Raw genomic sequence first — 26,773 nt, forward strand, 5'->3', positions numbered from 1 at the left:
CTCCCTCGCCACAAAGTGAACGCTTTCACGCCTGTTCGTCGTCCCGCAACTGCCCACTCATCGCATCGCAACTGCGCGTCCAGTCGCTCATCCATTGCGGCATCGGTGGCGAAGTCTCATCCAGGCCCAGTGCTCGTACAAATTCCGCCGGGGGCAGGGTGCCCTTGGCGGAGCGAAACAGCCCGCGTATCACCACCACGCCGATAACCCGGCCATTGCTGACAAACCGGTGCTCCATCAGGCTCCACTTGTGGTCCCAGCCGAGCATGCGGGTGTGCACTTCGAATACTTCAAATAGCTTCAGTTCGCGGCGAAACTTGCCCCAGGTATCGCCCACGATCGGCACGGCTTTGTGGCGCAAGGCCACGCGAAACGCGCCCGTGCGCAGGACGAAATCCATGCGGGCCACGTCCGCCAGGGAAAAATACCGGCCATTGGTGACATGCCGGTTGAGGTCCAGGTCCAGCGGCCACACGCGCATGCGCACCACCGTGGTGGCCAAGCCATGGGCCGGTGTGCGCCAGGGGCGACGCAACAGCATACGTAACAGTCGAAACCATAAATTCATAGGGGTGCCACGCAGTTGATCGATGGCGGCACTGTACGGACGTGGAATCGGCTAAGGTAGGTGCGCAAATGACTTATTTCATGCGAAAAGCGCAAACAGGTTTCTTCAATGCACATTACCTTGCTTCTGGCTGACCAATGCTCCGCGGCCAACGCCACCCTGGCCATGGAAACGCTCAGCGCAGCCAACCTGTTCGCCGACAAGCCGCCTTTCGAAGTGGTGCTGGCTTCCCTGGACGGTCAGGCGGTGACGTCCTGGGGCGGGCAACGCCTGCAGGTACAGTGTTCCCTGGCCCAGGTCGTGCGCACCGACCTGGTGCTGATCCCCGGTTTCCTGTTTACCTTGAAACAAGCCCTGCCGACGTTTGCCGCTTACGGGCCGTGGCTGCGCAAGCAACACGGGCAGGGCGCGGTGCTGGCCTCGATGTGCACGGCGGCCTTCTTGCTGGCCGAGTCGGGTCTGTTGCACGGTGCGCGCGCCACCACCCATTGGGCATTTGCCGCGTTGTTCCGACGCCGCTATGCCCAGGTCAGTCTGGATGACGCACAGATTCTCTGCGAAGAAAACCGCTTGATCACCTGCGGCGGCGCGACGGCGGCGATGGACCTGATGCTGCACCTGATCCGCCGTTTCGGCTCACCGGAGCTGGCGCATACCTGCAGCAAATACTTGCTGATTGATAACGTGCGCACCGAGCAATCGGTGTATGCCCTGTGGTCGCTGCCCAAGAGTCACGGCGACGTCGAAATACTGCGGGTGCAGCATTGGCTGGAACAGCACTTCGCCCAGCCGCTGTTGATCGATGACGTGGCGCAGCGCTTCGGCTTTGGCGTGCGCAATTTCAAGCGCAGGTTCAAGGAAGCCACCGGCTATACGCCCATCGGCTACCTGCAAACCCTGCGCCTGGAGCGGGCCAAGCAGATGCTTGAATCGACCCGCATGACCCTCGACAGCATCACCTACGCCGTCGGCTATGAAGACAGCAACTCGTTTCGGCGCCTGTTCCAACAACGCGTGGGCATATTGCCCGCGGCGTATCGAAAGCGATTTCTCGGGGCGCAGCCTTGAACGAGGTAAATCGAAGACGAAAAAAAACCGGCTGATCAGGCCGGTTTGGGGTGCCCCTTCAACAGCAGGGGTTATACGTGGTTGCTCAGCAGACGATCCGAACCGCCTTCAGCCAGACCACGTTCCTGCAGGCGATCTGCACCGCCTTCGGCCAGGCCACGTTCCTGCAAGCGATCTGCACCGCCTTCAGCCAGGCCACGTTCCTGCAAGCGATCTGCACCGCCTTCAGCCAGGCCACGTTCCTGCAAGCGATCTGCACCGCCTTCAGCCAGGCCACGTTCCTGCAGGCGATCTGCACCGCCTTCAGCCAGGCCACGTTCCTGCAGACGGTCCGCACCGCCTTCGGCAATACGGGTTTCAATCAGGCGATCCGCGCCGCCTTCAGCGACTACCGGGTGAGCGAAAGCGTTTGCAGCAAGTACCGAGAAAGCGAGGCTAAGCAAGAGTTGGCGTTTCATGAGAGTGTGCTCCGAGTGTTTTAGTTGGGTGCCGTTTGGCATGGGTTTGATGTTACGCGCCGCATTTTTTAAGAGAACTTCATTGCGCTGATGGTGACTATCGATGCCAGCGATGATCCTGTGCGGACCCTCACTGCGAGCGTCATGGCATCTGCGGCAGGTCATTGGGGCGCAGGTCAAATACCAGCACCTCGGCGTCTTCGCCCTGGCTCAGGCGGATCTGGCGCTCGTCCCGCACCCGCACACCGTCGCCTTCCTGCAAACGCTGGCCATTGAGTTCGACGCTGCCACGCGCCACATGGACGTAGGCGTAGCGATCCGCCGGCAGGTCCAGTTGCGCGCTTTCGTCGGCGTTGAACAGCCCGGCATACACCCGCGCATCCTGGCGAACATTCAACGAACCGTCGGCACCGTCCGGCGAGATGATCAATTGCAGGCGCCCGCGTTTTTGCGCCTCGCTGAAGTGCTCCTGCTGATAGCGCGGCTTGGCCCCGGCTTCGTTGGGCACGATCCAGATCTGCAGGAAGTGCACGCCCAGACGCTGGCTGTGGTTGAACTCGCTATGGGCCACGCCGCTGCCGGCGCTCATCAGTTGCACATCGCCGGGGCGGATCACCGAGCCGGTGCCCAGGGTGTCCTTGTGTTCCAGGGCGCCTTCGAGCACATAGGAGAAAATCTCCATGTCGCGGTGCGGGTGCTGGCCGAAGCCTTTGCCGGCGGCGACGCGGTCATCGTTGATCACCAGCAGGTCGGAAAAACCCTGCTCCTTGGGGTTCCAGTAGTTGGCGAAGGAGAAGGTGTGGAATGACTTCAACCAACCGTGATTGGCGGCGCCGCGTTCGGAAGCTTTGCGAAGGGTCAGCATGGTCCAGTCCTCAAGTGAGCGCCGGCTGCGACATGCAGGGCGCTTGCGTTGAGAAGAAGGTTAATGGTTAGCCGTGAATTCATTAAGAAGATCAAATCTGAATAACTGTCGCCCGTAGGTTGACAGTAAAAGGCATGCCATAATGCCCGACGCATTCCTTCCCGATGGACGTTTCCCGCCTATGAAAACCGTGGCCATGGCGCTGTTTCCGGACTTCCTGCTGCTCGACATGGCCGGGCCGCTTGAAGTGTTTTCCATTGCCAACCGCTACCTCCCGGCGGCCGACCACTACCGCATCCTGACCATCGGCACTGAGCCGGGGCCGTTGCGTGCATCCAATGGCGTGATGGTCCAGACCGACCTGCTGCTGGACCAGGCGCACACGGCCTACGACCTGCTGCTGGTTCCGGGCGGGCCGGGTGCCTATAACGAATGCCATCCCGCGCTGTTGCCGTGGCTCAAGGCGACGGCGCCACTGGCCCGGCGTTTCGGTTCGATCTGCACCGGCGCTTTTGTGCTCGGGCATGCCGGTTTGCTGGACGGACATCGCGTGACCACCCATTGGCACTACACCGAACGTCTGATCAAGGCGTTCCCCAACGCCAGCGTCGAGACCGATCGCATCTACTTGCAGGACCGGCGCCTGATCACCTCGGGTGGCGTCACAGCCGGTATCGACCTGGCCCTGTCGGTGGTCGCCCAGGATCATGGCAAGCAAGTGGCGGTGGACGTGGCCAAGGTGCTGCTGGTGGTGATGAAACGTCAGGGTGGCCAGGCCCAGTTCAGCCCGATGACCGCCGCCGTGGCGCCCCAGGAAACGGCGATCACGCGGGTGCAGCACCAGGTGCTGGCCCATCTGGATCAACCCTTCACCATCGAATCCATGGCCGAGTTGGCCGGCATGAGTGCGCGCCACTTTGCGCGACTGTTCGCCAAGGAGGTGCAGATGACGCCGATGGCGTTCCTGCAAGGCGCGCGCATCGACCGTGCCCGGCAATTGCTGGAAACCACCGACCTGCCGCTCAAGACCGTGGCCTTCCACGCAGGCTTTGGCAGCGTGCGGCATATGCGCTTTCTGTTCAGTGAAAAACTCGGCCTGAACCCTACCCAATACCGACAACAGTTCAGTTAACGACAGAATGTCCGTCTGAGGCACCCGATTGTCCGTATCGCTCCCTGTGCCGGTATTGTCCTGTCATTGCGAGCTGGCAAGATAACGTCGAGCCCACGGAAAAGGAGCGCAGGCACTCAAGCACGGGTGTTTCAGCGCGGTTACGGACATGAATGATTCTGCGGCGGTGAGCTTTGGCCCCTACACTTTCCATCGGCACCAGCGCCTGGTCAGCAAATCAGGCTGGCCGGTGCCGCTGGGTGGGCGCGCGCTGGATATCCTCGCGGTGCTGCTGGAAGCGCCGGGGCAATTCATCAGCAAGTCGACCTTGATCGAGCGGATCTGGCCCAACAGCGTCGTCGAAGACAATAACCTGCGCGTGCACATTGCCGCGTTGCGGCGCGCCCTGGACGGGCAACGCTTGATCCTCAATCACCCGCAGCGTGGGTACTGCTTCGCCGTGCCCGAGCAAGGCGCGCTGGCAACGCGGCTGCCCGCGCACAACCTGGCTGCGCGGCTCAGCCCGGTGCTCGGTCGTGAAGAACTGATTGGCATGCTGATGCGGCGCATGGCTGGGCAACGGCTGCTGACCCTTACCGGCGTGGCCGGCATCGGCAAAAGTACCCTTGCCCTTGCGCTCGCCGAGCGCCTGTTGCCGCGCTATCGCGACGGCGTGTGGTGGGTCGACATGACCAGCCTGCGAAGTTTGAGCGACCTGCTCGGTCAGCTGGCCACGCTGTTGCAACTGGACCCCGTCGACAGCCTCGATGCGCTATGCCGCACGTTGGCCTCGCGCCAGTTGCTGCTGGTACTCGACGGGGCCGATCTGCTGCTCGGCGCCTGTCGCAAACTGCTGCGCGCCCTGCGTGAACGAGCGCCCGAGATCAGCGTGCTGATCAGCAGTCGCGAAGCCTTGCTGGCCCCTGGCGAATGGCTGGTACGCGTGCCGCGACTGGGGGTGCCGTCACCGTCGGTGTTGGCCGATGTCGAGCAGGCCATGGCCTGTCCCGCGGTCCAGCTGTTCGTCACACGGGTGCGCGCCAGCCAGCAAGGGTTTGCGTTGCGGCCCCAGGACCTGACGGCGTTGCGTGAAATCTGTCGGCGCCTGGACGGTATCCCCCTGGCCCTCGAACTGGCCGCCGCCCAGGTCGACGCGCTGGGCATCGGCGGCGTGCACCGGCAACTGCGCACCGGCTTGCAAGGGTTGACCCGCGGCCGCCGTACGGCAGTGGAACGCCACCGTTCATTGATCGCCGCTCTGGATTGGAGCTACACACGCCTGAGCCTGCCGGAGTGCTGGCTGTTCTTGCAGTTGAGCTTGTTCAAAACGGCGGTGACGATGCCCACCTTGAGCGAAATGGTCGCCGGTACCGAGCTGGAACACGCCGACCTGTCTTACCTGCTGGCGCGCCTGGTCAACACCTCGCTGCTGGCCGTCGAGCCCGGCCTGGGCCCGGTGCGCTACCGCCTGCTCAATTGCGTGCGCAGCTACGCCCTGGCGCAATTGCGCGACCCGCTTCAAGTAGAGCGTCTGCAGCAGGGCTACGAGCATTGCCTGGAGGGATTTTCAGGCCGGCCGTTTGTCCTGCAACTCGTCGAGCAGGCGGCGTGCGCGCAATAGATCGTGGGTGGCGAAACCTTCGGTGAACTGACCGTAGACTGTATCGAGCAACTCCCTGGCCGCCTGCGGGCGCCCGCGCTGCTGCCATAATTGCGCGAGGTCCACCGCACAGCGCAGCGCCCAGGCCAGCGCACCTTGCTGGTGCGCCAGGTCCAGGGCTTCGAGCAGCAGCGTTTCGGCAGCGGTTGCATCACCCGAGCGCAGCGCCTGCCCAGCGTACAGCCGCAGTATTTCGGGTGCGCACCACCCAGCCGCGCCACTGCGTGCCCGTTCCACACTCGCCTCACCGACCGGGCTCATGCCGAAGGTGAACAACGTATCTTCAATCAGCCCAAGGCCCTGTAAATCCCCGCTTCCCAGGATCCCGGCGTAATGCCCGGCCCAGGTCTGGAACAGTTGCACCGAATGCTTGTGCGACTGCTCCAGCAGCAGGCATTGCATGGCCTGTGCGTCGTCTTCGGCGCCGTTGTAGCGGGCGATCACCACACCGGCCAGGGCCAGGGTGTAGCAGATTGAGGTGCCGTGGTTGATCTGCAGCGCCAGTTCCAGCGCCTGGCTGGCGGTGCGCCAGGCGCGTTCGGCAAAGCCCTGCAACCAGAGGATGCGCGCCAGTACGGTCAGCGAGGCGACGCTCTGGTCGTATTGCACGCCGACACCATGGGCGAAGCGGTTGACGTGGCCGCTGTGGCTCATGCGCTGCAGCACCTGCTCGGCCTGCTGTCGGGCCAGCGCCTGATTGCCGGTGTAATGCTGGGCCAGGGCGCGCAAGCGTTGGGTACTCAGGTCCAGCAATGGCTCGGTGCGCGGGTCGAGGCGATCGAACTGCAGGCTCTGTTCCAGCGCTTGGCCATAGCGCCCGGCACACAGGTTCACCGCCATATGCCCGGAGATCGCGCGCAACTGGCCGGCCAAGTCCTGGCGCTCTTCGGCCAGGCGGGCGGCACCGACAAACGCGGCGATGGTCTGGGGCGCAGGGCCCACGGCGTGGTAGGAGAGGCTGCCCAACGCCAGTTGCAGTTGCAGGGTCAATTGGGTGCATGGCGCTTCGACCTGATCGATCAGCGCCAACGCCTGGTCCACATAACCGCCGTGCTCGCGCAGCAACGACAGTTCTTGCCACAGTGGCATTGCGCTGACCGTCAAGCGGATCGCCAGCAAGTGCCCCGCGTCGTCGGCAAAGCCCCAGTCGAGGGCGGCGCGTACATCTTCGCGCAGCGGTGCGTAGCGCTCGATCCAGGGCAGCGTGGCGATCAGTTCCCAATCGTCCTGGGCCTGTTCCATCAAGGCCAGGCAGCGTGCCGCGTGGCGCTCGCGCGTGGCTTGCAGCTCGCCCGCAAGGCTGAGCTTTTCCAGGGCATAGGTGCGGGTGATGTCGTGCAGGCGATAGACCATCTCGTCATCGCTGGCGTCCACATTCAGCAGCGACTTGGCCACCAGTTGCGTGATCGAGCCGAGCACTTCGGCCGGGGCGATGTGCTCACCGGCGATCACCGCCGCCGCGCTGACCAGGCTGAAGCCGCCACGAAACACCGCCAGCCGGCGCAGGCAGATCTTTTCGCATTCGGTGAGCAGGTCAAAGCTCCAGTCCAGCGTGGCCCGCAGGGTTTGCTGGCGGGGCAGGGCGCTGCGCCGACCGCGGGTCAGCAGGCGGAAGTTATCTTCCATTTGCACCAGCAGTCCCGGCAGGCCAAAGCGCTCGATCTGCGCGGCCACCAGCTCGATTGCCAGCGGAATGCCGTCCAGGCGCTGGCAGATGTCGATCGCCAGCGGCAGTTCGGCGTCGCTGAGGGCAAAGCTGTCCTGGTGGGACATGGCCCGCTCGATCAGCAGTTGCATGGCCGGGTAGCCCAGGGCCTGGGCGCGGTTGCCGGTGGCGGGCGGGCAGGTCAAGGGCTCCAGGCGTTGCACCGACTCACCTTCGGCGCGCAAGGCTTCGCGGCTGGTGGTGAGGATGTGCAGCTGCGGTGCATGGCGCAGCAGGGTTTCGCTGATCAGGGCGATGTCGTCGAGCAGGTGCTCGCAGTTGTCGATCACCAGCAGCATCTGGCGTGCCTGCAGGCTGCGGGCAAAGCTGGCCAGCGGCGCGTTTTCGCCGGGGGTCATGCCAAGCAGGGCGGCGAGGTTGGGCAGGATCATCGAGGCGGCACTGAGCGGCGCCAGGTCCAGCAGGTGGATACCGTCGCGGTAGTGCCCGATCAGCAACTCCGCCACGCGCAGGGCAACGGTGGTCTTGCCGATGCCACCGGCACCGGTCAGGGTGATGAAGCGTTGCTGCGGCAGTTGCTGCACCAGCGCGTCGATCAGCGCCTGGCGACCGATCATTCGCGTGCGCCGCAGTGGCAGGTTATGGCTCGGCCGTTGTGGAGCGCCGTCGGTGGGTAGCGTCATCGGTTCGATGCTCAGTGGCGCGACAAAACTGTAGCCGCGCTGGGCGACCGTGACGATATAGCGCTGCCCGGCCTGGCCGTCGCCCAGGGCCTTGCGCAACGCGGCCATGTGCACCCGCAAGTTGCCGTCTTCCACCACGCTTTTGGGCCACACCCGCGCGATCAGTTCCTGCTTGCTCACTACGTTGCCGGCGTGCTCGAGCAGGATCAGCAGAATATCCACCGCGCGCCGTCCCAGGCGCAGCGGGCGACCGGCTTCCAGCACCAGGCGCTCGCGCGGATGGATGCGGTAGGGGCCGAAGTGCACGGCCTGGTCGCTCAAATCATTCATGGCTGCGCAGGTTCAGGAATAAGGGTGTGCCAGCATATTCCAGGTGCGTCCAGACCACTAGGCTGCGATCACCTCAGGTTTGGCGCGCGAGTGGTGGTTTCGCCAGGTCATCGGGTTCACGCCCTCGCTGCGGGTAAACATATGGCAGAAGTGCGCCTGGTCGCAAAAGCCGCACTCCAGGCTGATCTGCGTGAGGCTCAGGGACGAGCTGGTGATCAGTTCCTTGGCGCGCAGGATGCGCTGCTGGCGAATCCATTCCTGAGGCGAAGCTCCGGTGGAACATTTGAACGCCCGGGAAAAATGGCTGCGCGACAGGGCGCAGGCCTGGGCCAGGTCGGCGATGCTCAGGCTTTCGCCGAGGTTGGCCAGGATCAATTGCTTGGCGATACGCTCGCGCCGAGGGCATAGGCCTCCGGTGGCGGATAAACGAGGGGCATATTGCGCGAGTCGGGCCATGACAAATATCCGCAGTCGATGGGAGCGTTCCCGGTGAATGGATGCAGTGTAGACGTCGCTTATCTTGTTGCCGGACCGTCTGGCTGACGAGTTAATCGTTGTTAATTTCGCCAGGTGCGGGCGCGGAAAAGACAGCACAGGTATGCAATTCCCTGCGTTGCGGGCATGCTTCCCTGACCCCCTGCATACCGTTTGGATACCGCCATGAACCGCAACGACCTGCGCCGCGTCGACATGAACCTGCTGGTGATTTTCGAAGCCCTGATGTTCGAGAAAAACCTGACCCGGGTCGCCGAGAAGCTTTTCATGGGCCAGCCGGCGGTGAGTGCGGCACTGGGCCGCCTGCGCGACCTGTTCGACGACCCGTTGCTGCTGCGCAACGGTCGCGGCATGGAACCCACGCCACGCGCGCTGGCGATACTCAAGGAGCTGCAACCGGCCATGGACACCATTTCAGGCGCCGTCAGCCGCGCCAAGGATTTCGACCCCTCCACCAGTTGCGCGGTGTTTCGCATCGGCCTGTCCGACGATGCGGAGTTCGGCCTGTTCCCGCCGTTGCTCAGCCGCCTGCGCGAAGAGGCGCCCGGCATTATCGTGGTGGTGCGCCGGGCCAACTTCCTGTTGATGTCGTCGCTGCTGGCCAGTGGCGAAATCTCGGTGGGGGTGAGTTACACCACTGAACTGCCGGCCAATGCCAAGCGTAAGAAGCTGCGCGATATTCCGTGCAAGGTACTGCGCGGTGATGATGGCGAGGAGCCACTGACGCTGGACGATTATTGCGCCAGGCCCCACGCGATGGTGTCGTTCTCCGGCGACTTGAGCGGCAACATTGACCTGGATCTGGCACGCATCGGCCGCTCGCGGCGGGTGGTGCTGGCGGTGCCGCAGTTCAGCGGCTTGCGAGCCCTGTTGGCGGGCACGCAGATCATCGCAACCGTGCCCGATTACGCCGCGTGCGCATTGACCGAGGGCACCCGCCTGCGCGCCGAAGACCCACCGTTTGCGATCGATGCGGCAGAGCTGTCGATGGTGTGGAGCGGGGTGCATGACAACGACCCGGCGGAGCGCTGGTTGCGGGGGCGGATTGCGGAGCATATGGCGGCGAACTGACTGCCAGGTCCAAATGGGGGAGGGCGCTTGTTGTAGGAGCGAGCTTGCTCGCGAAGAACTCAGGGCCCCCCGCGTTTATCCAGAATGAACACGTTGCCTGGGCGTTTTTCGCGAGCAAGCTCGCTCCTACATAAAAGCCAAACAGCACATACATCCAATTCGGCCCAGCCCCAACCCGCCAAACTCCTCCTATCGTTCAATGCCCCGGGGGAGACACCCAACATGGACCCAACAGCCAATACCAGCCCGGACGAAGTCGTCACCCTGGTCGTCAAACACCGGGTCAAGCCCGGCCATGAAACCGAGTACGAAGCCTGGCTACGGCGCATCGTGCGCATCGCCGGCGAACGCCCCGGCCACCTTGGCGTCGACGTGGTGCGCAGCCAGCAGGGCGGCATGGCGCTGTTCACCTGCGTCCTGCGCTACCGCTCCACCGAAGCCCTGGAGTTGTGGCTCGAATCGCCGCAACGCCAGGCCTTGATCGACGAAGCCGCGCCGATGCTGGCCGACGGCGACCAGACGGAAATCGGCGCCGCCAATGAATTCTGGTTCGCGCCCCAGGCCGACGGCGCCGCCAAGCCACCGCGCTGGAAGCAGGCGGTGGTCAGCCTGTTCGTGATCCTGCCGCAAACCTTGCTCCTGCCATTTATCTGGGGGCCGATCCTGCGGTTGCACCCGTTTCTGTCCAACTACGTGGTCTCCACCTTCCTGGTCACTTTGACCATCGTGCTGCTGGTGGTGTACGTGCTGATGCCGGCCGCCACCCGCCTGTTCGCTCCCTGGCTTGAAGCCTCTGTAAAGGAAACCCTATGAACGCCGACCTGATTTTGTTCAATGGCCAGTTCCACACCGTGGACCGGGAAAACCCACGCGCCAGCGCCGTTGCCATTCGTGACGGGCGCTTCGTCGCGGTAGGCACTGATGGCGAAGCCATGGCCCTGCGCGGCAGCGGCACCCGGGTCATCGACCTCAAGGGCCGGACCGTGATCCCCGGCCTCAACGACTCGCACCTGCACCTGATCCGCGGCGGGCTGAACTACAACCTCGAATTGCGCTGGGAAGGCGTGCCGTCCCTGGCCGATGCCTTGCGCATGCTCAAGGACCAGGCCGACCGCACCCCCACGCCACAATGGGTGCGCGTGGTGGGCGGCTGGAACGAATTCCAGTTTGCCGAAAAACGCATGCCGACCCTGGAAGAACTCAACCAGGCCGCCCCTGATACGCCGGTGTTCGTGCTGCACCTGTATGACCGCGCCTTGCTCAACCGTGCGGCGTTGCGCGTGGCCGGCTACACCAAGGACACGCCCAACCCGCCAGGTGGCGAGATCGTGCGCGACAGCAACGGCAACCCCACCGGCATGCTGGTGGCGCGGCCGAACGCGATGATCTTGTATTCGACCCTGGCCAAAGGTCCGAAACTGCCGCTGGAATACCAGGTCAACTCCACCCGCCAGTTCATGCGTGAACTCAATCGCCTGGGCCTGACCAGCGCCATCGATGCCGGCGGCGGTTTCCAGAACTATCCCGACGACTACGCGGTGATCGAGCAGTTGGCCAAGGATGAACAGTTGACGGTGCGCATCGCCTACAACCTGTTCACCCAGAAGCCCAAGGAAGAGCTCAGCGACTTCAAGAACTGGACCGGCAGCGTCACCCTGCATCAGGGCGATGACTACCTGCGCCACAACGGCGCCGGCGAGATGCTGGTGTTTTCGGCCGCCGACTTCGAAGACTTCCTCGAGCCGCGTCCCGACCTGCCGCTGACCATGGAACAGGAGCTGGAGCCGGTGGTACGCCACCTGGTGGAGCAGCGCTGGCCGTTCCGCCTGCACGCCACCTATGACGAGTCGATCTCGCGCATGCTGGATGTGTTCGAGAAGGTCAACCGCGACATCCCGTTCAACGGCCTGCCGTGGTTCTTCGACCATGCCGAAACCATCACCCCGAAAAACATCGAACGCGTGCGCGCCCTCGGCGGCGGCATTGCGATCCAGGACCGCATGGCGTTCCAGGGCGAATATTTTGTCGAGCGCTATGGTGCCAAGGCCGCTGAAGCCACGCCGCCGATCAAGCGCATGCTCGCCGAAGGCGTACCGGTCGGCGCGGGCACCGACGCCACGCGGGTCTCGAGCTACAACCCGTGGACGTCGCTGTACTGGATGGTCAGCGGCCGCACCGTGGGTGGCCTGGAACTGCACGCCGAGGGCCTGCCGCGCCTGACTGCGCTGGAACTGTTCACCCATGGCAGCGCCTGGTTCTCGTCCGAACAGGGCAAGAAGGGCCAGATCAAGGTCGGCCAGTTGGCGGACGTCGCGGCACTCTCGGCGGACTTTTTCAGTGTCGATGAAGAAGCCATCAAGTGGATCGAGTCGGTGCTCACCGTGGTCGGCGGCAAGGTGGTCTACGGCGCCGGCGATTTCGAAGATTTCGCACCGCCGCGTGTGCCGGTACTGCCGGACTGGTCGCCGGTGGTCAAGGTGCCGGGGCACTGGCGTCCGAACTCGCCCCTGCAAGCCCAGGTTCACCAGTGCAGCGGCCCGTGCGGCGTGCACTCCCACAGCCATGAGAAAGCGCGTCTTTCCAGCGTTCCGGTCAGCGACTTCCAGGGCTTCTGGGGTGCGTTTGGCTGCTCGTGCTTTGCCTTCTGATTCAACACCCACCAAGGAGTTAACCCATGACTTACAAGCGCTTGAACAAAGACGACGCCGTCGTACTGATGGTCGATCACCAGACCGGCCTGATCTCGTTGGTGCAGGATTTCTCCCCGAACGAATTCAAGAACAACGTGCTGGCCCTGGCCGACGTGGCCAAGTTCTTCAACCTGCCAACCATCCTCACCACCAGTTTTGAGGCCGGCCCCAACGGCCCGCTGGTTCCGGAACTCAAGGCCCTGTTCCCGGACGCGCCGTACATTGCCCGCCCTGGCCAGATCAACGCCTGGGACAACGAAGACTTCGTCAAGGCCGTCAAGGCGACCGGTCGCAAGCAGATCATCATTGCCGGTGTGGTGACGGATGTGTGCGTTGCCTTCCCAACCCTGTGCGCCCTGGCCGAAGGCTTCGAGGTGTTCGTGGTCACCGACGCCTCCGGTACCTTCAACGAAACCGTACAGCAAGCCGCGTGGGCGCGTATGACCGCCGCGGGCGCGCAACTGGTGAACTGGTTCTCGGTGGCCTGCGAGCTGCAGGTGGACTGGCGCAACGACATGGAAGGCCTGGCCAACCTGTTGTCGCCGCGCATCCCCAACTACCGCAACCTGATGAACAGCTACTCGGCGTTCACCGCCAAGTAACTCGTCTTCAAACCTGTCGGTAATTCCTGTGGGAGGGGGCTTGCCCCCGATAGCGGTGTATCAGTCAGCTTATTCAGAACTGACCCACCGCTATCGGGAGCAAGCCCCCTCCCACATTTGCCTGTGTTCACATTGGGTTTGTGGTGTTGCGACTATCCAGTTATAAAACAACCTAATGTCCACCGAGAAGCGACAATGAACCCCTTCGAAGACATGCGCCTGTTCTGCCAGGTCATGGAATCCGGCAGTTTCACCGCCGCCGCCGAGCAACTGGGCCTGTCCAAGCAGTTCGTCAGCCGCCGCCTGATCCAGCTGGAAGAGCGCCTCGGCGTGCGCCTGCTCAACCGCTCCACGCGGCGCCTGGATGTCACGCCGCTGGGCCAGAGCTACTACGAATCGGCCTTGCGCCTGCTCGGTGATGTCGAGCAAGTGGAGCAGGGCATCGCCGGGCAGAACAGCGAACCACGCGGCACCATTCGCCTCAGCGCGCCGTTGTCGTTTGCCATGGCGCATCTGGGCTGCCTGTTGCCGCTGTTCCTGCAGCGCTACCCCGAGGTGGCGGTGGAAGTCGACCTCAGCGACCGTCCGGTGGACCTGATCGGCGAAGGCTATGACCTGGTGCTGCGGATCGGCACCCTGGAAGATTCCACCCTGATCGCACGGCGCATCGCCAGCATCCCAAGGGTGTACTGCGCCAGCCCCGACTACCTGGCGCTGCGCGGCACCCCGCAAAAACCCGACGACCTCGCCGAGCACGATTGCCTGCCCTACGGCCATGGCCGTCACGTGCAATGGCGCTTCAAAGGCAAGCTGCAAGCGCTGAACGTGAGCGGGCGCATGCGCGTCAATAACGGCGACCTGCTGCGTGACACCGCGATTGCCGGCCTGGGCGTGACCTACTTGCCGACTTTTATCGTCGGCGACGCCTTGAAGGACGGCCGCCTAGTCAGCGTACTCGACGAATTCGCCCCCGAAGCCCTGACGCTCTCGGCGGTGTACCCCCAACACCGGCAGAGTTCGCGTCCGGTGCAGGCGCTGGTCGAGTTCCTGCGCGAACGCCTCGCTAGCGGCTGCTGAACAACTGCCGGATCAGGCTGGGCGTGCTGCCGGTCCAACGCTTGAACGCGCGCCGAAAGTTCGCGGCGTCGTTGAAGTTCAGGTAAGCGGCCACTTCGTCGTTACTGAACCCCTTGACCTGGTACAGGTGCAGCGCCATGTGCTTGCGCACCCGGTCCACCTGTTGCTGAAAACCGGTGTCATGCTTGTGCAGCTTGCGCTTGAGGGTCGCCGGGCTCATGGCGAAGGCCTGCGCGGCCTGTTCCAGGCTCGGTGGCTGGCGTACGTGTTCGCGCAGGTAGTCGTAGAGACCGTCGAGAAAGCTGGCGGCGAAGCCCAACTGGTCGATCTGTTCCCGGGCTTGCTGGCGTGCCACTTGCCCTGCCGTGGCCGAGGCGCCAGGCCAGGCGCGGGTGAGGTACTCACGGGGGAGGCACATCATGTCCAGCGGGCGTTCGAAGCGTGTTTGCTCGCCCAGGTGCACCCAGTACTGCTCGACATAACGCGGCTCGGCATGACTGAAACTGCACGCCCAGGGCAGGCGCTCGCCGCTGAGCCATTGGCTCATGGCAACCAGCGAGGTCATGCTCGCTTCCAGTAGAAAGCGCCAATGCTCGCCGGCACCGCAACTGTCGCGCCAGTACAGGTAGGCGTGATGTTCATCCAACTCCAGGTGCAGCGTAACCAGCGGGCTGAGCAGTACTTGTTGCTGGATAAGGACCTCCAGCGCCTGATGCAGATTCTGCGCATGCCCCAGGGCATGGCTGGCCGCGCCGTAGTAGCCGGGCAGCAGGCGTTGACCAAACAGGAAGCTGCTGTCGTCGGCGTCCAGCAGCTTGCGGCTGTTGCCGATCAAACCGAGGAACTGCTGCGGGCTCAAGCGTGCGTTGCCGGCCAGGATGTCTTCGTGAAACAGCCCGGTGCCGCGCAGCAGGCGATGGCTGTCGATGTCCCGGGACAAGGCCAGGTCGATCAGCGTGGCGGGTTGGTAATGGCCAGGAATGAAGCGGCTGTCGTTTTCATACCCGTTGGCTTTCACGGCCATCTCAGGCGCTTTTCGCAAGGGGTTGCTTGGCCCGCGCCAGCGCCAGGTTCAGGCGCTTGAGCAGGTCCTGAGGCGCCTCGTCCAGGGCCATTACCACCGCCGTAGTTGCCGCCAGTTGCAGGCGCTCGCCCTGCAGCCGGGTTTTGTGCGCCAGGCTCTGCACCGCCTGCTGCAACTCCAGCGCCAGCCCTTGAGCCTGGCGTTCGCCCGTGGTGGGCAGCAGCACCACAAAACGGTCACCGGCCAGGCGGCACAACAGGTCCTGGCGGCGCAGGTTGAGCAACAGCACATGGCTGACCGCCTGCAGCACCGCATCGCCCTCGGCATGCCCGTAGGCCTGGTTGATGGCGGCGAAGTTGTCCAGGTCCAGGGCCAGCAGTGACAGCGGTTGTTGCTGATCGCGGCTGTCGCAAAGGCTGTCGGCCAGTTGGCGTTTGAGGTAGTCGGCACCGGCCAGGGGCGTGAGTTTGTCGAACAGCCGATGCTCGCGGAACAGGCGCTCGCGCTTTTCCATCTGCGCGCTGATCGCCAGTTGCTCGCGGTGCCAGTGGTAGATGCCGATCGTCAGCAGGATCATGCCCACCGGCATCGGCCCCGACTCCAGCCAGTGGTCCCAGGTGATGCTGTCGGGCAGGCGGATGAACTCGTCGAGGCTGTCGATCCACCAGGAAAAGAAAATGCACGACAGGCCCAGTGCCAGGTAATGGGTGACCCGCCCGGCGGGTCGACTTTTCAGCACCAGGCCCAGCCAGATCAACGCAAGCAGCGCCGATCCGCCTTCGCCAACGATGTCCAGCCACTCCCACTCACTGACGCTTTTGAGCTCACCGCAGGCCAGGTGCAGGATCAGCCCGAGGTTGGCGGCGACCAGCAGCACGGCCAGTTTCCAGCGATGGGGTTTGAGCACGGAAAACATGGCTGCGCGTCCTTGGATGATTCAATCGTGGGCGCCAGCACAGCAGATGAATATGACGGCTGCGTGACAGCGGGAGAGGGTCGGATCAGCTCATGGCTGCGGGCGATAAATATCAAAATGTGGAGGGGGCCAGCCCCCGATAGCGGTCTATCAGTCAGCTTATTTGTAGCTGACCCACCGCTATCGGGAGCGAGCCCCCTCCCACATGAGACCTGCTGAGGTCATATCAGCTCATTCCACGCCCAGAAGTCTGCGAAAAGCCCAGGTTATGGGCTTCTCGACTCAACCCTGTCACAGAACCGTCATCCCCCATCCCTAGCTTGCCCTCCCAGTTGCCGGGCCTCTTGCCTGGCGCCAACGGATTTGGGGAGGGTTTCATGTACAAGCGCACCGGGCTCGTCAGCTTCACGCTTAGCGCCTTGGCCCTGGCGGTCGTCTGCGAACGGCTCAACGCCGCCGAAGCGGCGACCACCGAGCATGTCGAAGTGGTCGGGCAGGCCGCCGCCATCGGCAGCGCCCTCAAGGAGCAGCGCAGCTCCGACAGCATCAAGAGCGTGGTGCATGCCGACGGCGTGGCGCAGTTGCCCGATGAAAACGTCGCCGAGGCGGTGCAGCGCCTGCCGGGGATCAGCGTCGAGCGTGACCAGGGCGAAGGCCGCTTTGTCAGCGTGCGCGGCCTGGGCCCGGACCTCAACAGCGTGACCATCAACGGCACCCTGGTGCCCTCGCCCGAGAGCGAACGCCGCGCCGTGGCCCTCGACGTACTGCCTTCGGAACTGGTGCAGTCGTTGTCGGTGATCAAGACGCTCACCCCGGACATGGACGCCAACTCCCTCGGCGGCACCGTCGACGTTAAAAGCCTGTCGGCGTTCGACCACAAGGGCCTGTTCTATACCGGCAGCACCGAGGCCAGCTACGACAAAAACACCCGCCAGACCAGCCCGAAATTTTCCGGCGCCGCCAGCAACCGTTTCAGCCTGGGCGACGGTATCGACAACTTCGGCGTGGCCGCGGCCCTCAGTTGGCAGAAGCGTGATTTTGGCTCGGACAACGTCGAAACCGGCGGCGCCTGGGATTTCAACAACGGCGCCCGGCTCAACGAGTTCGAACAGCGCGACTACGACATCAGCCGCGAACGCGCCGGTGGCGGCCTGAACTTCGACTACAAGCCCGATGACCTCAGCAGCTACTACCTGCGCACCCTCTACAGCCGTTACAAGGACACCGAAACCCGCAACGCCGCCAGCCTTGAATTCGCCGACCCCCAGGCACCCGGCGAGTTAGGCGAGGCCGAGGGTAAGCGCAAGCTCAAGAACCGCGAGGAAACCCAGCAAATCCAGTCCTACGTATTCGGCGGCGAACGCATGCTTGGCCTCTGGACCTTGAGCGGCCAGGCCGGCTACAGCCGCTCCAGCGAAGACAGCCCGGCGCATATCGCCGGCGCCACCTTCGACGGCGGGGATTTCGCCGACAGCGGCTTCTACGACACGGCCAAGCCACGCCCGATCATCGGCAACGGTTTCTACGACGCCAGCAACTTCACCCTCGACAAAGTCGACTGGGAGAAACAGCACACCCAGGACACCGAGAAAAACCTGCGCCTGGACCTGGCCCGCGACTACGACCTGGGTGGCTACGCGTCCCAGTTCAAGTTCGGCGGCAAGGTCAGCCGACGCCACAAGGACAACGACCTGGAAGCCTGGGCCTACAAGGACCTGGATGAGCAGGGCTTCACTGACGAACAGCTCAACCTCACCCAGTTTCAGAAAGGCAACCTCGACTACCGCCTTGGCCGCTTCGGGCCGGGCATCAGCGCGGGCAATATTCGCCAACTGATCGGTGGCCTCAACCGCGACAACTTCTATGACCCGACCGAATCCCGGGTCAACGACTTCACCATTCGCGAAGACATCAACGCCGGCTACCTGATGAACACCGTCGATATCGACGACTGGCGCTTCATCGCCGGGATGCGCTACGAAGGCACCGAGTTCGAAGCCAAGGGCACCGGCGCCACGGACGGCCAGTTCAGCGCCACCGAGACCAAGCGTCGTTATCACCACTGGCTGCCGGGCGTGCATGCGCGTTACCAGATCGACAAGAACACCCAGGTGCGCGCCGCCTGGACCAAATCCGTGGTGCGTCCGACCTTCGGCCAATTGGCCCCCGGTTTTGTGATCGACGACGACGAAGCCACCTTCGGCAACCCGGACCTCAAGCCCCTGGAGTCGAGCAACCTGGACCTGGGCATCGAACACTTCATGGGCCGTGCCGGCACCGTGTCGGCGTTCGTGTTCTACAAGGACATCCAGAACTTCGTCTACAGCACCGACGTCGCCGGCACCGGCGCGTGGGCCAACTTCGCCGAGGCGCACACCTTCGCCAACGGCGACAGCGCCAAGCTGTATGGCCTGGAACTGGCCTATTCGCAAAAGTTCGACTGGCTGCCTGCGCCGTGGAACGGCCTGCTGATCGGCGCCAACAGCACCTTCAGCCGCTCAAGCGCGGATATCGAGGGCTTTGACGGCGCCAGCGGTCGTAACCGCAAGCGCAACATCAGCCTGCCCAACCAGTCGGACACCGTCGGCAACCTGATGCTGGGCTGGGAAGACGACAAGCTGAGCCTGCGCCTTTCGGCCAACTACAAGTCGGCCTACCTGTACGAGCTGGCCTCGATCAACGACAAGGCCCATGACCTGCACGTGGATGCCCAGACCTTCGTCGATTTCAGTGCGCGCTATTCGCTGACAAAGAACCTGCAAGTCAGTTTCGAGGCGCAGAACCTGACTGACGAGTCGTACTTCGTCTACACCGGCCACCGCAGCTACAACGGCCAGTACGAAGAGTACGGGCCCACCTACAAGCTGGGCCTGACCTTTACCCATTTTTGAATTCAACCCATTCCCAATGTGGGAGGGGGCTTGCCCCCGATAGCAGCGGGTCAGGCAAAGCTGCATCAACTGACACACCGTCATCGGGGGCGAGCCCCCTCCCACATTGGATCTTCACCGTATTCGAAGGATTTGCTTGTTCATGAGAATTTCCAGGCTGTACCTGCTGATCGCGCTGGTCACCAGCGCTAATGTGTTCGCCATTGACCTGCCGCTGACCCCTTGGGCGCCGGGCCTGAAAGCCGAAACCGTGGTCTTCCTGCCCAACGCCACTGAACGCCTCGCCGCGAGCACCCGCGATGGTCTGTTACTGCTTGACGAACACGGCGTCGAACTGGCCCGATTCAAGGGTGATTTCAGCAGCCTCGACACCCGCACCGTTGGCACTCAAACGCTGGTCGCCAGCCTCGACAACGACCGCCAGCAGGTGGCGCTGATCAACCTCGATGTCGCCCGCAAGACCTGGGGCACGTCGCTGTACTTGCCTGCCCGCGATTACCCGGTAAACGGTGTGTGCCTGTACCGCGATTCGGCGGCCAACCTGTTTGTGTTCTTGGTGGGCGAGGAGGGCAAGGGCGAGCAGTGGCTGGTGGGCAACGGCGCAACGCTGTTGGCCCAGGCGCAGCGGGTACGCGGCCTGCCGCTGCCGCCTTCGGCGCAGTTCTGCCAGGTGGACGATGCGGCCGAGCGCCTGGTGGTCAACGAAGAGAACGTTGGTTGGTGGGCCTACCCGGCGCACCCGGAAGCCGAGGTGAAACGCACACCCGTGGCGCTGTTCGACAGCCCCAAGCGCGAAGCCGGCGCCATGGCGCTGGTGCCGGGCGGGATGCTGGCGCTGGACCCGAAAACCGCAAAGGTGCATGTGTTCCAGCAAACCGGCGAGCGCTGGGCCGAGCAATCGAGCCTGACCTTGCCGGGTCTCAAGGAACCGGAGCAACTGTCGATCAATGGGCGGCAGCTGTTGGTACGCGATGACGACAGCGGCCAGCTCTATCAGGGCCAACTCGACTGGCAGGCCACGCCGGTGCCAACGGCCCCGGTGCTGCCCCAGGTCGCCGCGCTGCGCCAGACCGACCCGGTAAGCCGCCAGGGCGATGCGGCGGATGACCCCGCGATCTGGATTCATCCGCACACCCCGGCGAAAAGCCGGGTGCTGGGCACCAACAAGAAACAGGGCCTGCTGGCCTACGACCTCGACGGCAAGCTGCTGCAGGAGCTGGCCGTAGGGCGCCTGAACAACGTCGACATACGCCCCAACTTCAGGCTAGGAACGCAGACCGTCGACCTCGCCGTCGCCAGCAATCGCGATCGCAACAGCCTGAGCCTGTTCAGCATCGACCGCCAGAGCGGCGAGCTGCAGGAAGCCGGAGAAGTGCCGACGCCGCTCAAGGAAATCTACGGTATCTGCCTGTTCCAGCCCGCCAGCGGCGAAATCTATGCAATCGCCAATGGCAAGGACGGCACCTTCCTGCAATACCGCTTGAGTGCGCCAGATGGGCGTGTGCAGGGCGAGTTGGTGCGCCAGTTCAAGGTCGACAGCCAGCCGGAAGGCTGCGTGGCCGACGACCAACGCCAGCGCCTGTTTCTGGGAGAGGAAGACGTCGGCGTGTGGGCGGTGGATGCCCGCGCCGACCAACCGGCCACGCTGACCAGCGTGATCAAGGTGGGTGCCCAGTTGCATGCCGACGTTGAGGGCCTGGCGCTGTACCAGAGTCCGGCGCGGGATTACCTGGTGGTCTCAAGCCAGGGCAATGACAGCTACCTGGTGCTGGACGCCGAACCGCCGTTCGCCATGCGCGGCGCGTTTCGCGTCGGCTTGAACGCCGCTGCCGGCATCGATGGCGCCTCGGAAACCGATGGCCTCGAAGTCACCGCCATCAACCTCGGAGGGCCGTGGAGCCAGGGCATGCTGGTGGTGCAGGACGGGCGCAAGCGCATGCCCGAGCAAACCCAGAACTTCAAGTTCGTGCCCTGGGCCGAGGTGACCCGCGCCTTGGAATTGCCCTGAACGGTCATCACCCGGTCATCCGTTTTTAATCGAATAGGAGCTTCACCATGCACGCGACGATGGAACATATGACGATCTGGAGTTTGATCAGCGACGCCAGCCTGTTGGTCAAGGCGGTGATGGTCACGTTGTTGCTGGCCTCGTTGACCAGTTGGTACCTGATCATCCGGCGCGGCAGCGTGCTGCGGCGCCTGGAGCGACAGCTGCACGACTTCCTGGCGCGCTTTCGCGTTGCCACGGATTTGCAACCCTTGTACCGCCAGGCCGTGCAGGCGGGCGAGGGCGGTGTGGCGCCGATCTTTATTGCCGGCCTGCAGGAATACCAGCACCTGCACAACCATGACCCCGCCGTGCTCGAAGGCGTGGAGCGCGCCTTGCAGGTGGCGATCACCGAGCAGGAAATGGAGCTGGAAAAGGGCCTGCAATTTCTCGCGACGGTGGGCTCGGTCAGCCCCTATATCGGTCTGTTCGGCACGGTGTGGGGCATCATGAATTCCTTCCTCGGCTTGTCCCAGGTGCAGCAGGCCACGCTGTCGACGGTCGCGCCGGGCATCGCCGAAGCCTTGATTGCCACGGCCATCGGCCTGTTTGCGGCGATCCCGGCGGTGATTGCCTACAACCGCTTCGCCGTGCGCAGCCAGACCCTGCTCACCCGCTACTACGCCTTCGGCAACGAATTGCAAGTGCGCCTGCACCGCGCCCTGCGGGGTACCCCGATCAACCTGGCCGTGGCCGCCTGAAAGGAGCAAACCCATGCTGATCAGGCCGCAACGCAAGCACGGGCCCAAGGCCGAAATGAACGTGGTGCCTTACATCGACGTGATGCTGGTGCTGTTGGTGATCTTCATGGTCACCGCACCCATGCTCACCCAGGGCGTGAAGATCGAACTGCCCAAAGTCGCCGCCGAGGCGTTGGCTAGTGACACCCGCCAGCAGATCCTCACCTTGTCGGTGAAGGCGGACGGCGGCTACTACTGGAACCTGGGCGGCGAACTCGACACCCGCAACCAGACCGACAGCGCGGTGAGCCTGGAGGAAATGGGCGCCAAGGTCACGCAAGTGGTGGCGGCGCGCAGCGACACCCAGGTGTATATCCGCGCTGACGACAACGCCGGGTACGGCCGCGTAGTAGCGGCCATGGCGGTGCTGCAAAAGGGCGGGGTCAGCAACCTGGGGCTGGTGACCGAGGCCCCGCAATGACCGCGATGATCATGCACGGCCCGGCACGGGCACCAGACAGCGACGCGATGTGGCGCAACGGCCTGGCCGCCAGCCTGGCCGTGGCGCTGCATGTGGCGGTGGTGGCGGCCTTGATGCTGGGCTGGTCCACCGAAAAACCGCAGGTGGACGCGCCACGTGTGATGCACACGCAACTGGTGGTGATGCCCGCGCCGACGCCTGCGCCCGAGCCTGTAGCGCCCGTATTGCCTGAGCCTGTTGCGACGCCGGTGCCAGTACCGGTACCGGCCAAACCGACGGTCGACCCACAGGTCCAGGCACACAAACTGGAGAAAGCCGCCCTGGCGCGCAAACGGGTCGAAGAGAAAAAAGCCGAGCAGCAACAGCAACGCCTGGCCACCGAGCAGCGCAATCGAGAGCTGGAGCAGCAACGCCTGAACCAGCAGCGTGTGGCTTCCGAGAAAGCCCAGGCCGCCGTACCGGCAGCCACTCCGGCGTTCGACAGCCGTCAATACCAGCCGTTGAGCAAGGAAGCACCGGACTACCCGGAACGTGCGCTGGACAAGAACATCGAAGGCGACTGCTCGGTGGAGTACACCGTCAATACCCAGGGCCGCGTGGAAAATCCCAAGGTGCTGGACGGCTGCCACCCGTTGTTCATTCGGCCTTCATTGGCGGCGGCGAATACCTTTCGCTATCAACCCAGGATGGTCGACGGCCAGGCCGTGGCGGTACCGGCGGTGCGCAACACTTTCCACTACCGCATCAAATAATGGTTAACACCGAACCCATGTGGGAGGGGGCTTGCTCCCGATAGCTGTGTGTCAACCACTGCATCTTTGCCTGACCCACCGCTATCGGGAGCAAGCCCCCTCCCACATTTGAACCGCATCAGGCGTTAGCGGGATTCGCCAGTTCGATACCCGAAACATAGCGCTCCAGATTGGCCAGGAACGTATCGGCAATCTCCTCCTTGCTGTTGGTCGAAATCGCCGAGGTATGCGGCGACAACCGCACCCGCGGATGGCTGTACAGCGGATGCCCATCCGGCAACGGCTCCGGCTCGGTCACGTCCAGTGACGCCAGGCCGATCTGGCCGTTATCCAGTGCTTCCAACAATGCTTGCTGATCCAGCAACCCACCGCGCGCGATGTTGATCAGGTGCAGCCCCGGCTTGGCGCTGCCCAGCACGTCACGGTTGATGATGTGCCGCGTGGCTTCGGTCAGCGGTGCCGCCACCACCAGGTGGTCGGCACGGGCGAACAGGTCGTGGATGTCCTTGGCGGCGTCTACACCCACGCCAAACGGTGCCTGGCTCTGACGCAGTGCGACGACATGGATGCCCAGGGCCAGGGCTTTTTGCGCCAGGCTTTGACCAATCGCACCAAAACCCAGAATGCCCAGGGTGGTGCCCTTGAGCGGGCGCAACGCGGTGAACTGCCACTGCGAATCCTGCACCCAGATGTCCGGCAAATGCTTGGCCGCAGCAAAGATGGCCGCCAGGGCGAACTCGGCGAGGTTGTCGGCCGCGCTGCCCCGTGACGTGGTGACGGGCGGGCCGTTGAACAGCCAGCGCGGGTAAAAGTCGACGCCCGACGACACCAAGTGCACCCATTGCGCACCGTACGGCCAGCCGGGTGGCGGCGTGTTCGGTGCGGTGTAGCCACGCACGTTGATCGGGCGCAGCAGCAGGATGTTCGCCTGGGGCGGCAGGTCGCTCGGTACACCGGCCGGAACCCCGATCACCTGGGCGTGAGGGTGCCGCGTGGCGAGGCGTGCGCGGATCACGTCGTTGTAGTCTTCGTCCAACTGGCTGGCAATGATCAGCTGACTCATGTGCGTTCCTTCTGGCGTTGGGCGAACACTGCTTTACCGACGCCCTGCAGCACGGCGTCATTCTGTGGCGTGTGCACGCGACTGCACAGCACATCGCGGTAGTGCCGTTGCAGTGGGCTATGCCGTGACAGGCCAGGGTTGCCCGAGGCTTCGATGGCCAGCTCCACCGCACGGATGGCGTTGCCGGTCACCAGGTACTTCAACTGCGCCGCGTTGGCCGCCGGCGTGTGGCCTGCGGCGGCGGCATCGAGCAGGCTGCGGTTGGCAAACAACAGGGTGTCGATATGGCCGACGGTCTCTTGAAAACGCGGCAAGGTCGACAGCGCCGCGCCGAGATTCGATGGCTGGCGTTCCTCGAGCCAGTTCACCAGCCAGTCCCGCGCAGCCTGGGCCACCGCGTCGTACACCGAGGACAGCAGCACTGACATCCACAAAAAGCCCTCGCCATCCAACTCCGGCTGCGGCGTGCTCCAGGGGCTGACGCTGACGGCGTGGTCCAGCGGCACCAGCACGTTGTCGAGCACCACTTCATGGCTGCAGGTGGCGCGCATGCCCAGGTGATCCCAGGTGTCGATGATGCTCACGCCGGGGCTGTGCCTGGGCACCAGCCAGGCGCCCACCAGCGGGTCGGCGTCGTCACTGCGCGCCCATACGCTGAACCAGCTCAGGCCGTGGCTGCCGGTGGAGTAGATCTTGCGCCCGCTGATGCGCCAGCCTTCGGCAGTGCGTACGGCGGTTGTCGTCGGCAAGCCACCACGGGCCGGGGTGCCCAGGTCCGGCTCGACGCGCAGGGCATTGATCAGCGCGCCCTGGCGCACCGCGTCCTCGGCCACTTGCACGCGCAGGTGCTGGGGCCAGGTTTTGCTGTCTTGCAGACGGGTGTGTTGCAGGTACTGCATCACCAGGATCAGCGCGGTGGACGGCTCGCCCTTGGCAATTGCGCTGATGGCTTTGCGCGCCTGGGCCAGGCTGGCACCGCCGCCGCCAAGGGCCCTTGGCACGGTGAGGGCGATCAGACCGTGGGCTTGCAACCGCTTGAAATTATCGTGGGGAAAGACGCCGCTTTCATCGTACAGGTGAGCGGTACTGGCCAGCTCGGCGCTGAGGCGTTCGAGCGTCGTGTCGAAATCGACCGCGTCCACAGCACGTAAGGACAATTGAGTCATGAGGATGTACTCGGTCAAAAATGTGGGAGGGGGCAAGCCCCCTCCCACAGGGGATGGTGATCAGGCCAGGGCTTTCTCGGGGACTTCAGCCACGCTGTAGCGGTTGGCCGGCACCTCCAGTCCGAGGTTGTCGCGCAACGTCTGGCCGCTGTACTCGGTACGGAACAACCCGCGCTGCTGCAGCACCGGCACCACCAGCTCGGTGAAGTACTGCAAGCCATCGGGCAGCACCGAGTTGATGATGAAACCATCGCTGGCGCCTGCTTCGAACCAGCGCTGGATCGCATCGGCGACCTGCTCCGGCGTGCCGACGAAGTCGCGCTTGGGCCGCGAGAACCGCAGCGCCACTTCGCGCAGGGTCAGGCCTTCGTCCCGGGCCAATTGCTTGATGCGCTCGGAGCCGCCTTTCTGGCTGTTGGCGCCCAGGTCGCCCAGTTCGGGGAAGGGCGCGTCGAGGGGGTACTGGCTGAAATCATGGTCATTGAACGGACGGCCGAGGGCGACAATCGCATCTTCCACGGTGACCAGCTCCACCGCCTGCTGGTAACGGCTTTCCACCTCGGCGGCGTCGCGCCCGACAATCGGGCGGATACCCGGCAGGATCGACAGGTTGCCGGGGTCACGCCCAAAGCCCTTGGCACGGCGTTTCAAGTCGGCCGTATAGGCTATGCCTTCCTCGATTGTTTCCACGTGCACAAAGATGGCGTCGGCATGTTGCGCGGCAAAGTTGCGCCCGTCTTCCGAGGTGCCGGCCTGGAAGATCACCGGCTGGCCCTGGCGCGAACGCGCGATATTCAGCGGGCCCTTGACCGAGAAGAACTCGCCCTTGTGGTTGAGCGCATGCAGCTTGTGCGGGGTGAAGAACTCGCCGCTGTGCTTGTCATAGGCGAAGGCGTCGTCTTCCCAGGAGTCCCACAGGCCCTTGACCACATTCAGGTGTTCCTTGGCGATGCGGTAGCGCACGGCGTGAGGCGGGTGTTCGGCTTTGCCGAAATTATCGGCGGTGCCGCTCAGCCACGAGGTGACCACGTTCCAGCCGGCGCGACCACCGCTGATATGGTCCAGCGAGGCGAACTGGCGCGCCACCTGGTAAGGCTCGGTGTAGCTGACGGTCACCGTGGCGACCAGGCCGATGTGCGTGGTCAGCGCGGCCAGCGCCGAAAGGATCGTCAGCGGTTCGAAACGGTTGAGGTAATGCGGGCTGGACTTGGCGTGGATATGCAGGCTGTCGGCAATGAACACGAAGTCGAACCGCGCGGCTTCGGCCAGTTCGGTCTGCTGCTTGTAGAAGCTGAAGTTGGTGCTGGCGTTGGGCTGCGCCTGCGGGTGGCGCCATTCGCCCCAGCCGTGGCCGACACCGTGAACCATGGCACCGAGTTTCAATTGACGTGGCTTGCTCATGTTCTGCT

At 63.9% G+C, this 26,773-nt stretch carries 23 protein-coding genes; 13 read left to right on the forward strand and 10 right to left on the reverse strand.

The window, feature by feature from the left end:
- Positions 1-25: 25 nt before the first annotated feature.
- Entirely contained in the window at positions 26-568 is a 543-nt protein-coding gene (locus QF045_RS13835; protein ID WP_306492679.1) for a thioesterase family protein, read from the reverse strand.
- Positions 569-676: 108 nt separating this feature from the next.
- Here QF045_RS13835 and QF045_RS13840 point away from each other — a divergent pair, with 108 nt between their 5' ends.
- On the forward strand, positions 677-1,636 hold the full coding sequence (locus tag QF045_RS13840; RefSeq protein ID WP_306492680.1) for a GlxA family transcriptional regulator: 960 nt from the start codon (positions 677-679) through the stop codon (positions 1,634-1,636).
- Positions 1,637-1,707: 71 nt separating this feature from the next.
- On the opposite strand, the gene QF045_RS13845 is transcribed toward QF045_RS13840, so the two are convergent.
- Complete coding sequence (locus QF045_RS13845) at positions 1,708-2,094, reverse strand: hypothetical protein (protein WP_306492681.1); 387 nt, start codon at positions 2,092-2,094, stop codon at positions 1,708-1,710.
- Between the two features lie 142 nt (positions 2,095-2,236).
- Positions 2,237-2,959, reverse strand: coding sequence for a pirin family protein (locus QF045_RS13850; RefSeq protein ID WP_306492682.1), 723 nt, complete (start codon positions 2,957-2,959; stop codon positions 2,237-2,239).
- A gap of 181 nt (positions 2,960-3,140) precedes the next feature.
- Between QF045_RS13850 and QF045_RS13855 the strand changes: the two genes are divergently transcribed.
- Together QF045_RS13855 and QF045_RS13860 are read left to right on the forward strand one after the other, a co-directional pair.
- Positions 3,141-4,091, forward strand: coding sequence for a GlxA family transcriptional regulator (locus tag QF045_RS13855; protein ID WP_306494893.1), 951 nt, complete (start codon positions 3,141-3,143; stop codon positions 4,089-4,091).
- 148 nt (positions 4,092-4,239) lie between these two features.
- The gene (locus QF045_RS13860; protein ID WP_306492683.1) at positions 4,240-5,691 is read left to right on the forward strand and encodes a winged helix-turn-helix domain-containing protein; all 1,452 of its coding nucleotides are present in this window, start codon (positions 4,240-4,242) and stop codon (positions 5,689-5,691) included.
- Here the strand turns inward: QF045_RS13860 and QF045_RS13865 are convergent.
- Positions 5,638-8,409, reverse strand: a complete 2,772-nt coding sequence (locus QF045_RS13865) for a winged helix-turn-helix domain-containing protein (protein ID WP_306492684.1) — start codon at positions 8,407-8,409, stop codon at positions 5,638-5,640. The genes QF045_RS13860 and QF045_RS13865 overlap by 54 nt on opposite strands.
- A gap of 57 nt (positions 8,410-8,466) precedes the next feature.
- A complete protein-coding gene (locus QF045_RS13870) occupies positions 8,467-8,865 on the reverse strand; it encodes a helix-turn-helix domain-containing protein (RefSeq protein ID WP_306492685.1) in 399 nt (132 codons plus the stop codon).
- A 204-nt stretch (positions 8,866-9,069) separates the two neighbouring features.
- Between QF045_RS13870 and QF045_RS13875 the strand changes: the two genes are divergently transcribed.
- The 5 genes from QF045_RS13875 to QF045_RS13895 all read left to right on the forward strand — a co-directional run bounded on the left by QF045_RS13875 (position 9,070) and on the right by QF045_RS13895 (position 14,344).
- Positions 9,070-9,975: a LysR family transcriptional regulator gene (locus tag QF045_RS13875; protein WP_306492686.1), complete on the forward strand. Its 906-nt coding sequence runs from the start codon at positions 9,070-9,072 to the stop codon at positions 9,973-9,975.
- Between the two features lie 222 nt (positions 9,976-10,197).
- Complete coding sequence (locus QF045_RS13880; RefSeq protein ID WP_306492687.1) at positions 10,198-10,788, forward strand: antibiotic biosynthesis monooxygenase; 591 nt, start codon at positions 10,198-10,200, stop codon at positions 10,786-10,788.
- Positions 10,785-12,623: an amidohydrolase gene (locus tag QF045_RS13885; protein WP_306492688.1), complete on the forward strand. Its 1,839-nt coding sequence runs from the start codon at positions 10,785-10,787 to the stop codon at positions 12,621-12,623. Before QF045_RS13880 ends, QF045_RS13885 begins: the two co-directional genes overlap by 4 nt.
- Positions 12,624-12,649: 26 nt before the next feature.
- Complete coding sequence (ycaC, locus tag QF045_RS13890) at positions 12,650-13,267, forward strand: isochorismate family cysteine hydrolase YcaC (protein WP_306492689.1); 618 nt, start codon at positions 12,650-12,652, stop codon at positions 13,265-13,267.
- 195 nt (positions 13,268-13,462) lie between these two features.
- Positions 13,463-14,344 carry a LysR family transcriptional regulator gene (locus QF045_RS13895; protein WP_306492690.1) on the forward strand — a complete coding sequence of 294 codons (882 nt, stop codon included), beginning with the start codon at positions 13,463-13,465 and terminating at the stop codon, positions 14,342-14,344.
- Here QF045_RS13895 and QF045_RS13900 read toward each other — a convergent pair.
- Complete coding sequence (locus QF045_RS13900) at positions 14,331-15,368, reverse strand: AraC family transcriptional regulator (RefSeq protein WP_306492691.1); 1,038 nt, start codon at positions 15,366-15,368, stop codon at positions 14,331-14,333. The genes QF045_RS13895 and QF045_RS13900 overlap by 14 nt on opposite strands.
- Before the next feature lies 1 nt (position 15,369).
- Positions 15,370-16,284, reverse strand: a complete 915-nt coding sequence (locus QF045_RS13905; protein WP_306492692.1) for a GGDEF domain-containing protein — start codon at positions 16,282-16,284, stop codon at positions 15,370-15,372.
- 377 nt (positions 16,285-16,661) lie between these two features.
- Here QF045_RS13905 and QF045_RS13910 point away from each other — a divergent pair, with 377 nt between their 5' ends.
- The 5 genes from QF045_RS13910 (at position 16,662) to QF045_RS13930 (ending at position 23,135) form a co-directional block, all read left to right on the forward strand.
- Positions 16,662-19,175 (forward strand): TonB-dependent receptor, encoded by a 2,514-nt coding sequence (locus QF045_RS13910; protein ID WP_306492693.1) that lies wholly within the window; start codon positions 16,662-16,664, stop codon positions 19,173-19,175.
- A 142-nt stretch (positions 19,176-19,317) separates the two neighbouring features.
- Positions 19,318-21,183: a phytase gene (locus QF045_RS13915; protein WP_306492694.1), complete on the forward strand. Its 1,866-nt coding sequence runs from the start codon at positions 19,318-19,320 to the stop codon at positions 21,181-21,183.
- A gap of 47 nt (positions 21,184-21,230) precedes the next feature.
- The gene (tolQ, locus tag QF045_RS13920; RefSeq protein ID WP_306492695.1) at positions 21,231-21,923 is read left to right on the forward strand and encodes a protein TolQ; all 693 of its coding nucleotides are present in this window, start codon (positions 21,231-21,233) and stop codon (positions 21,921-21,923) included.
- 13 nt (positions 21,924-21,936) lie between these two features.
- Complete coding sequence (gene tolR, locus QF045_RS13925) at positions 21,937-22,383, forward strand: protein TolR (protein ID WP_306492696.1); 447 nt, start codon at positions 21,937-21,939, stop codon at positions 22,381-22,383.
- Positions 22,380-23,135: an energy transducer TonB gene (locus QF045_RS13930; protein WP_306492697.1), complete on the forward strand. Its 756-nt coding sequence runs from the start codon at positions 22,380-22,382 to the stop codon at positions 23,133-23,135. Before tolR ends, QF045_RS13930 begins: the two co-directional genes overlap by 4 nt.
- 118 nt (positions 23,136-23,253) lie before the next feature.
- Here the strand turns inward: QF045_RS13930 and QF045_RS13935 are convergent, their stop codons facing one another.
- From QF045_RS13935 to QF045_RS13945, 3 genes are read right to left on the reverse strand one after another with little or no spacing between them, the layout of a single operon-like run.
- The gene (locus tag QF045_RS13935; protein ID WP_306492698.1) at positions 23,254-24,198 is read right to left on the reverse strand and encodes a D-isomer specific 2-hydroxyacid dehydrogenase family protein; all 945 of its coding nucleotides are present in this window, start codon (positions 24,196-24,198) and stop codon (positions 23,254-23,256) included.
- Positions 24,195-25,364 carry an acyl-CoA dehydrogenase family protein gene (locus tag QF045_RS13940; protein ID WP_306492699.1) on the reverse strand — a complete coding sequence of 390 codons (1,170 nt, stop codon included), beginning with the start codon at positions 25,362-25,364 and terminating at the stop codon, positions 24,195-24,197. Before QF045_RS13940 ends, QF045_RS13935 begins: the two co-directional genes overlap by 4 nt.
- 60 nt (positions 25,365-25,424) lie before the next feature.
- A complete protein-coding gene (locus QF045_RS13945) occupies positions 25,425-26,765 on the reverse strand; it encodes an LLM class flavin-dependent oxidoreductase (RefSeq protein WP_306492700.1) in 1,341 nt (446 codons plus the stop codon).
- Positions 26,766-26,773 lie beyond the last annotated feature (8 nt).

The organism is Pseudomonas sp. W4I3 (assembly GCF_030816195.1).
In the GTDB taxonomy this organism is placed as follows: Bacteria; Pseudomonadota; Gammaproteobacteria; order Pseudomonadales; family Pseudomonadaceae; genus Aquipseudomonas.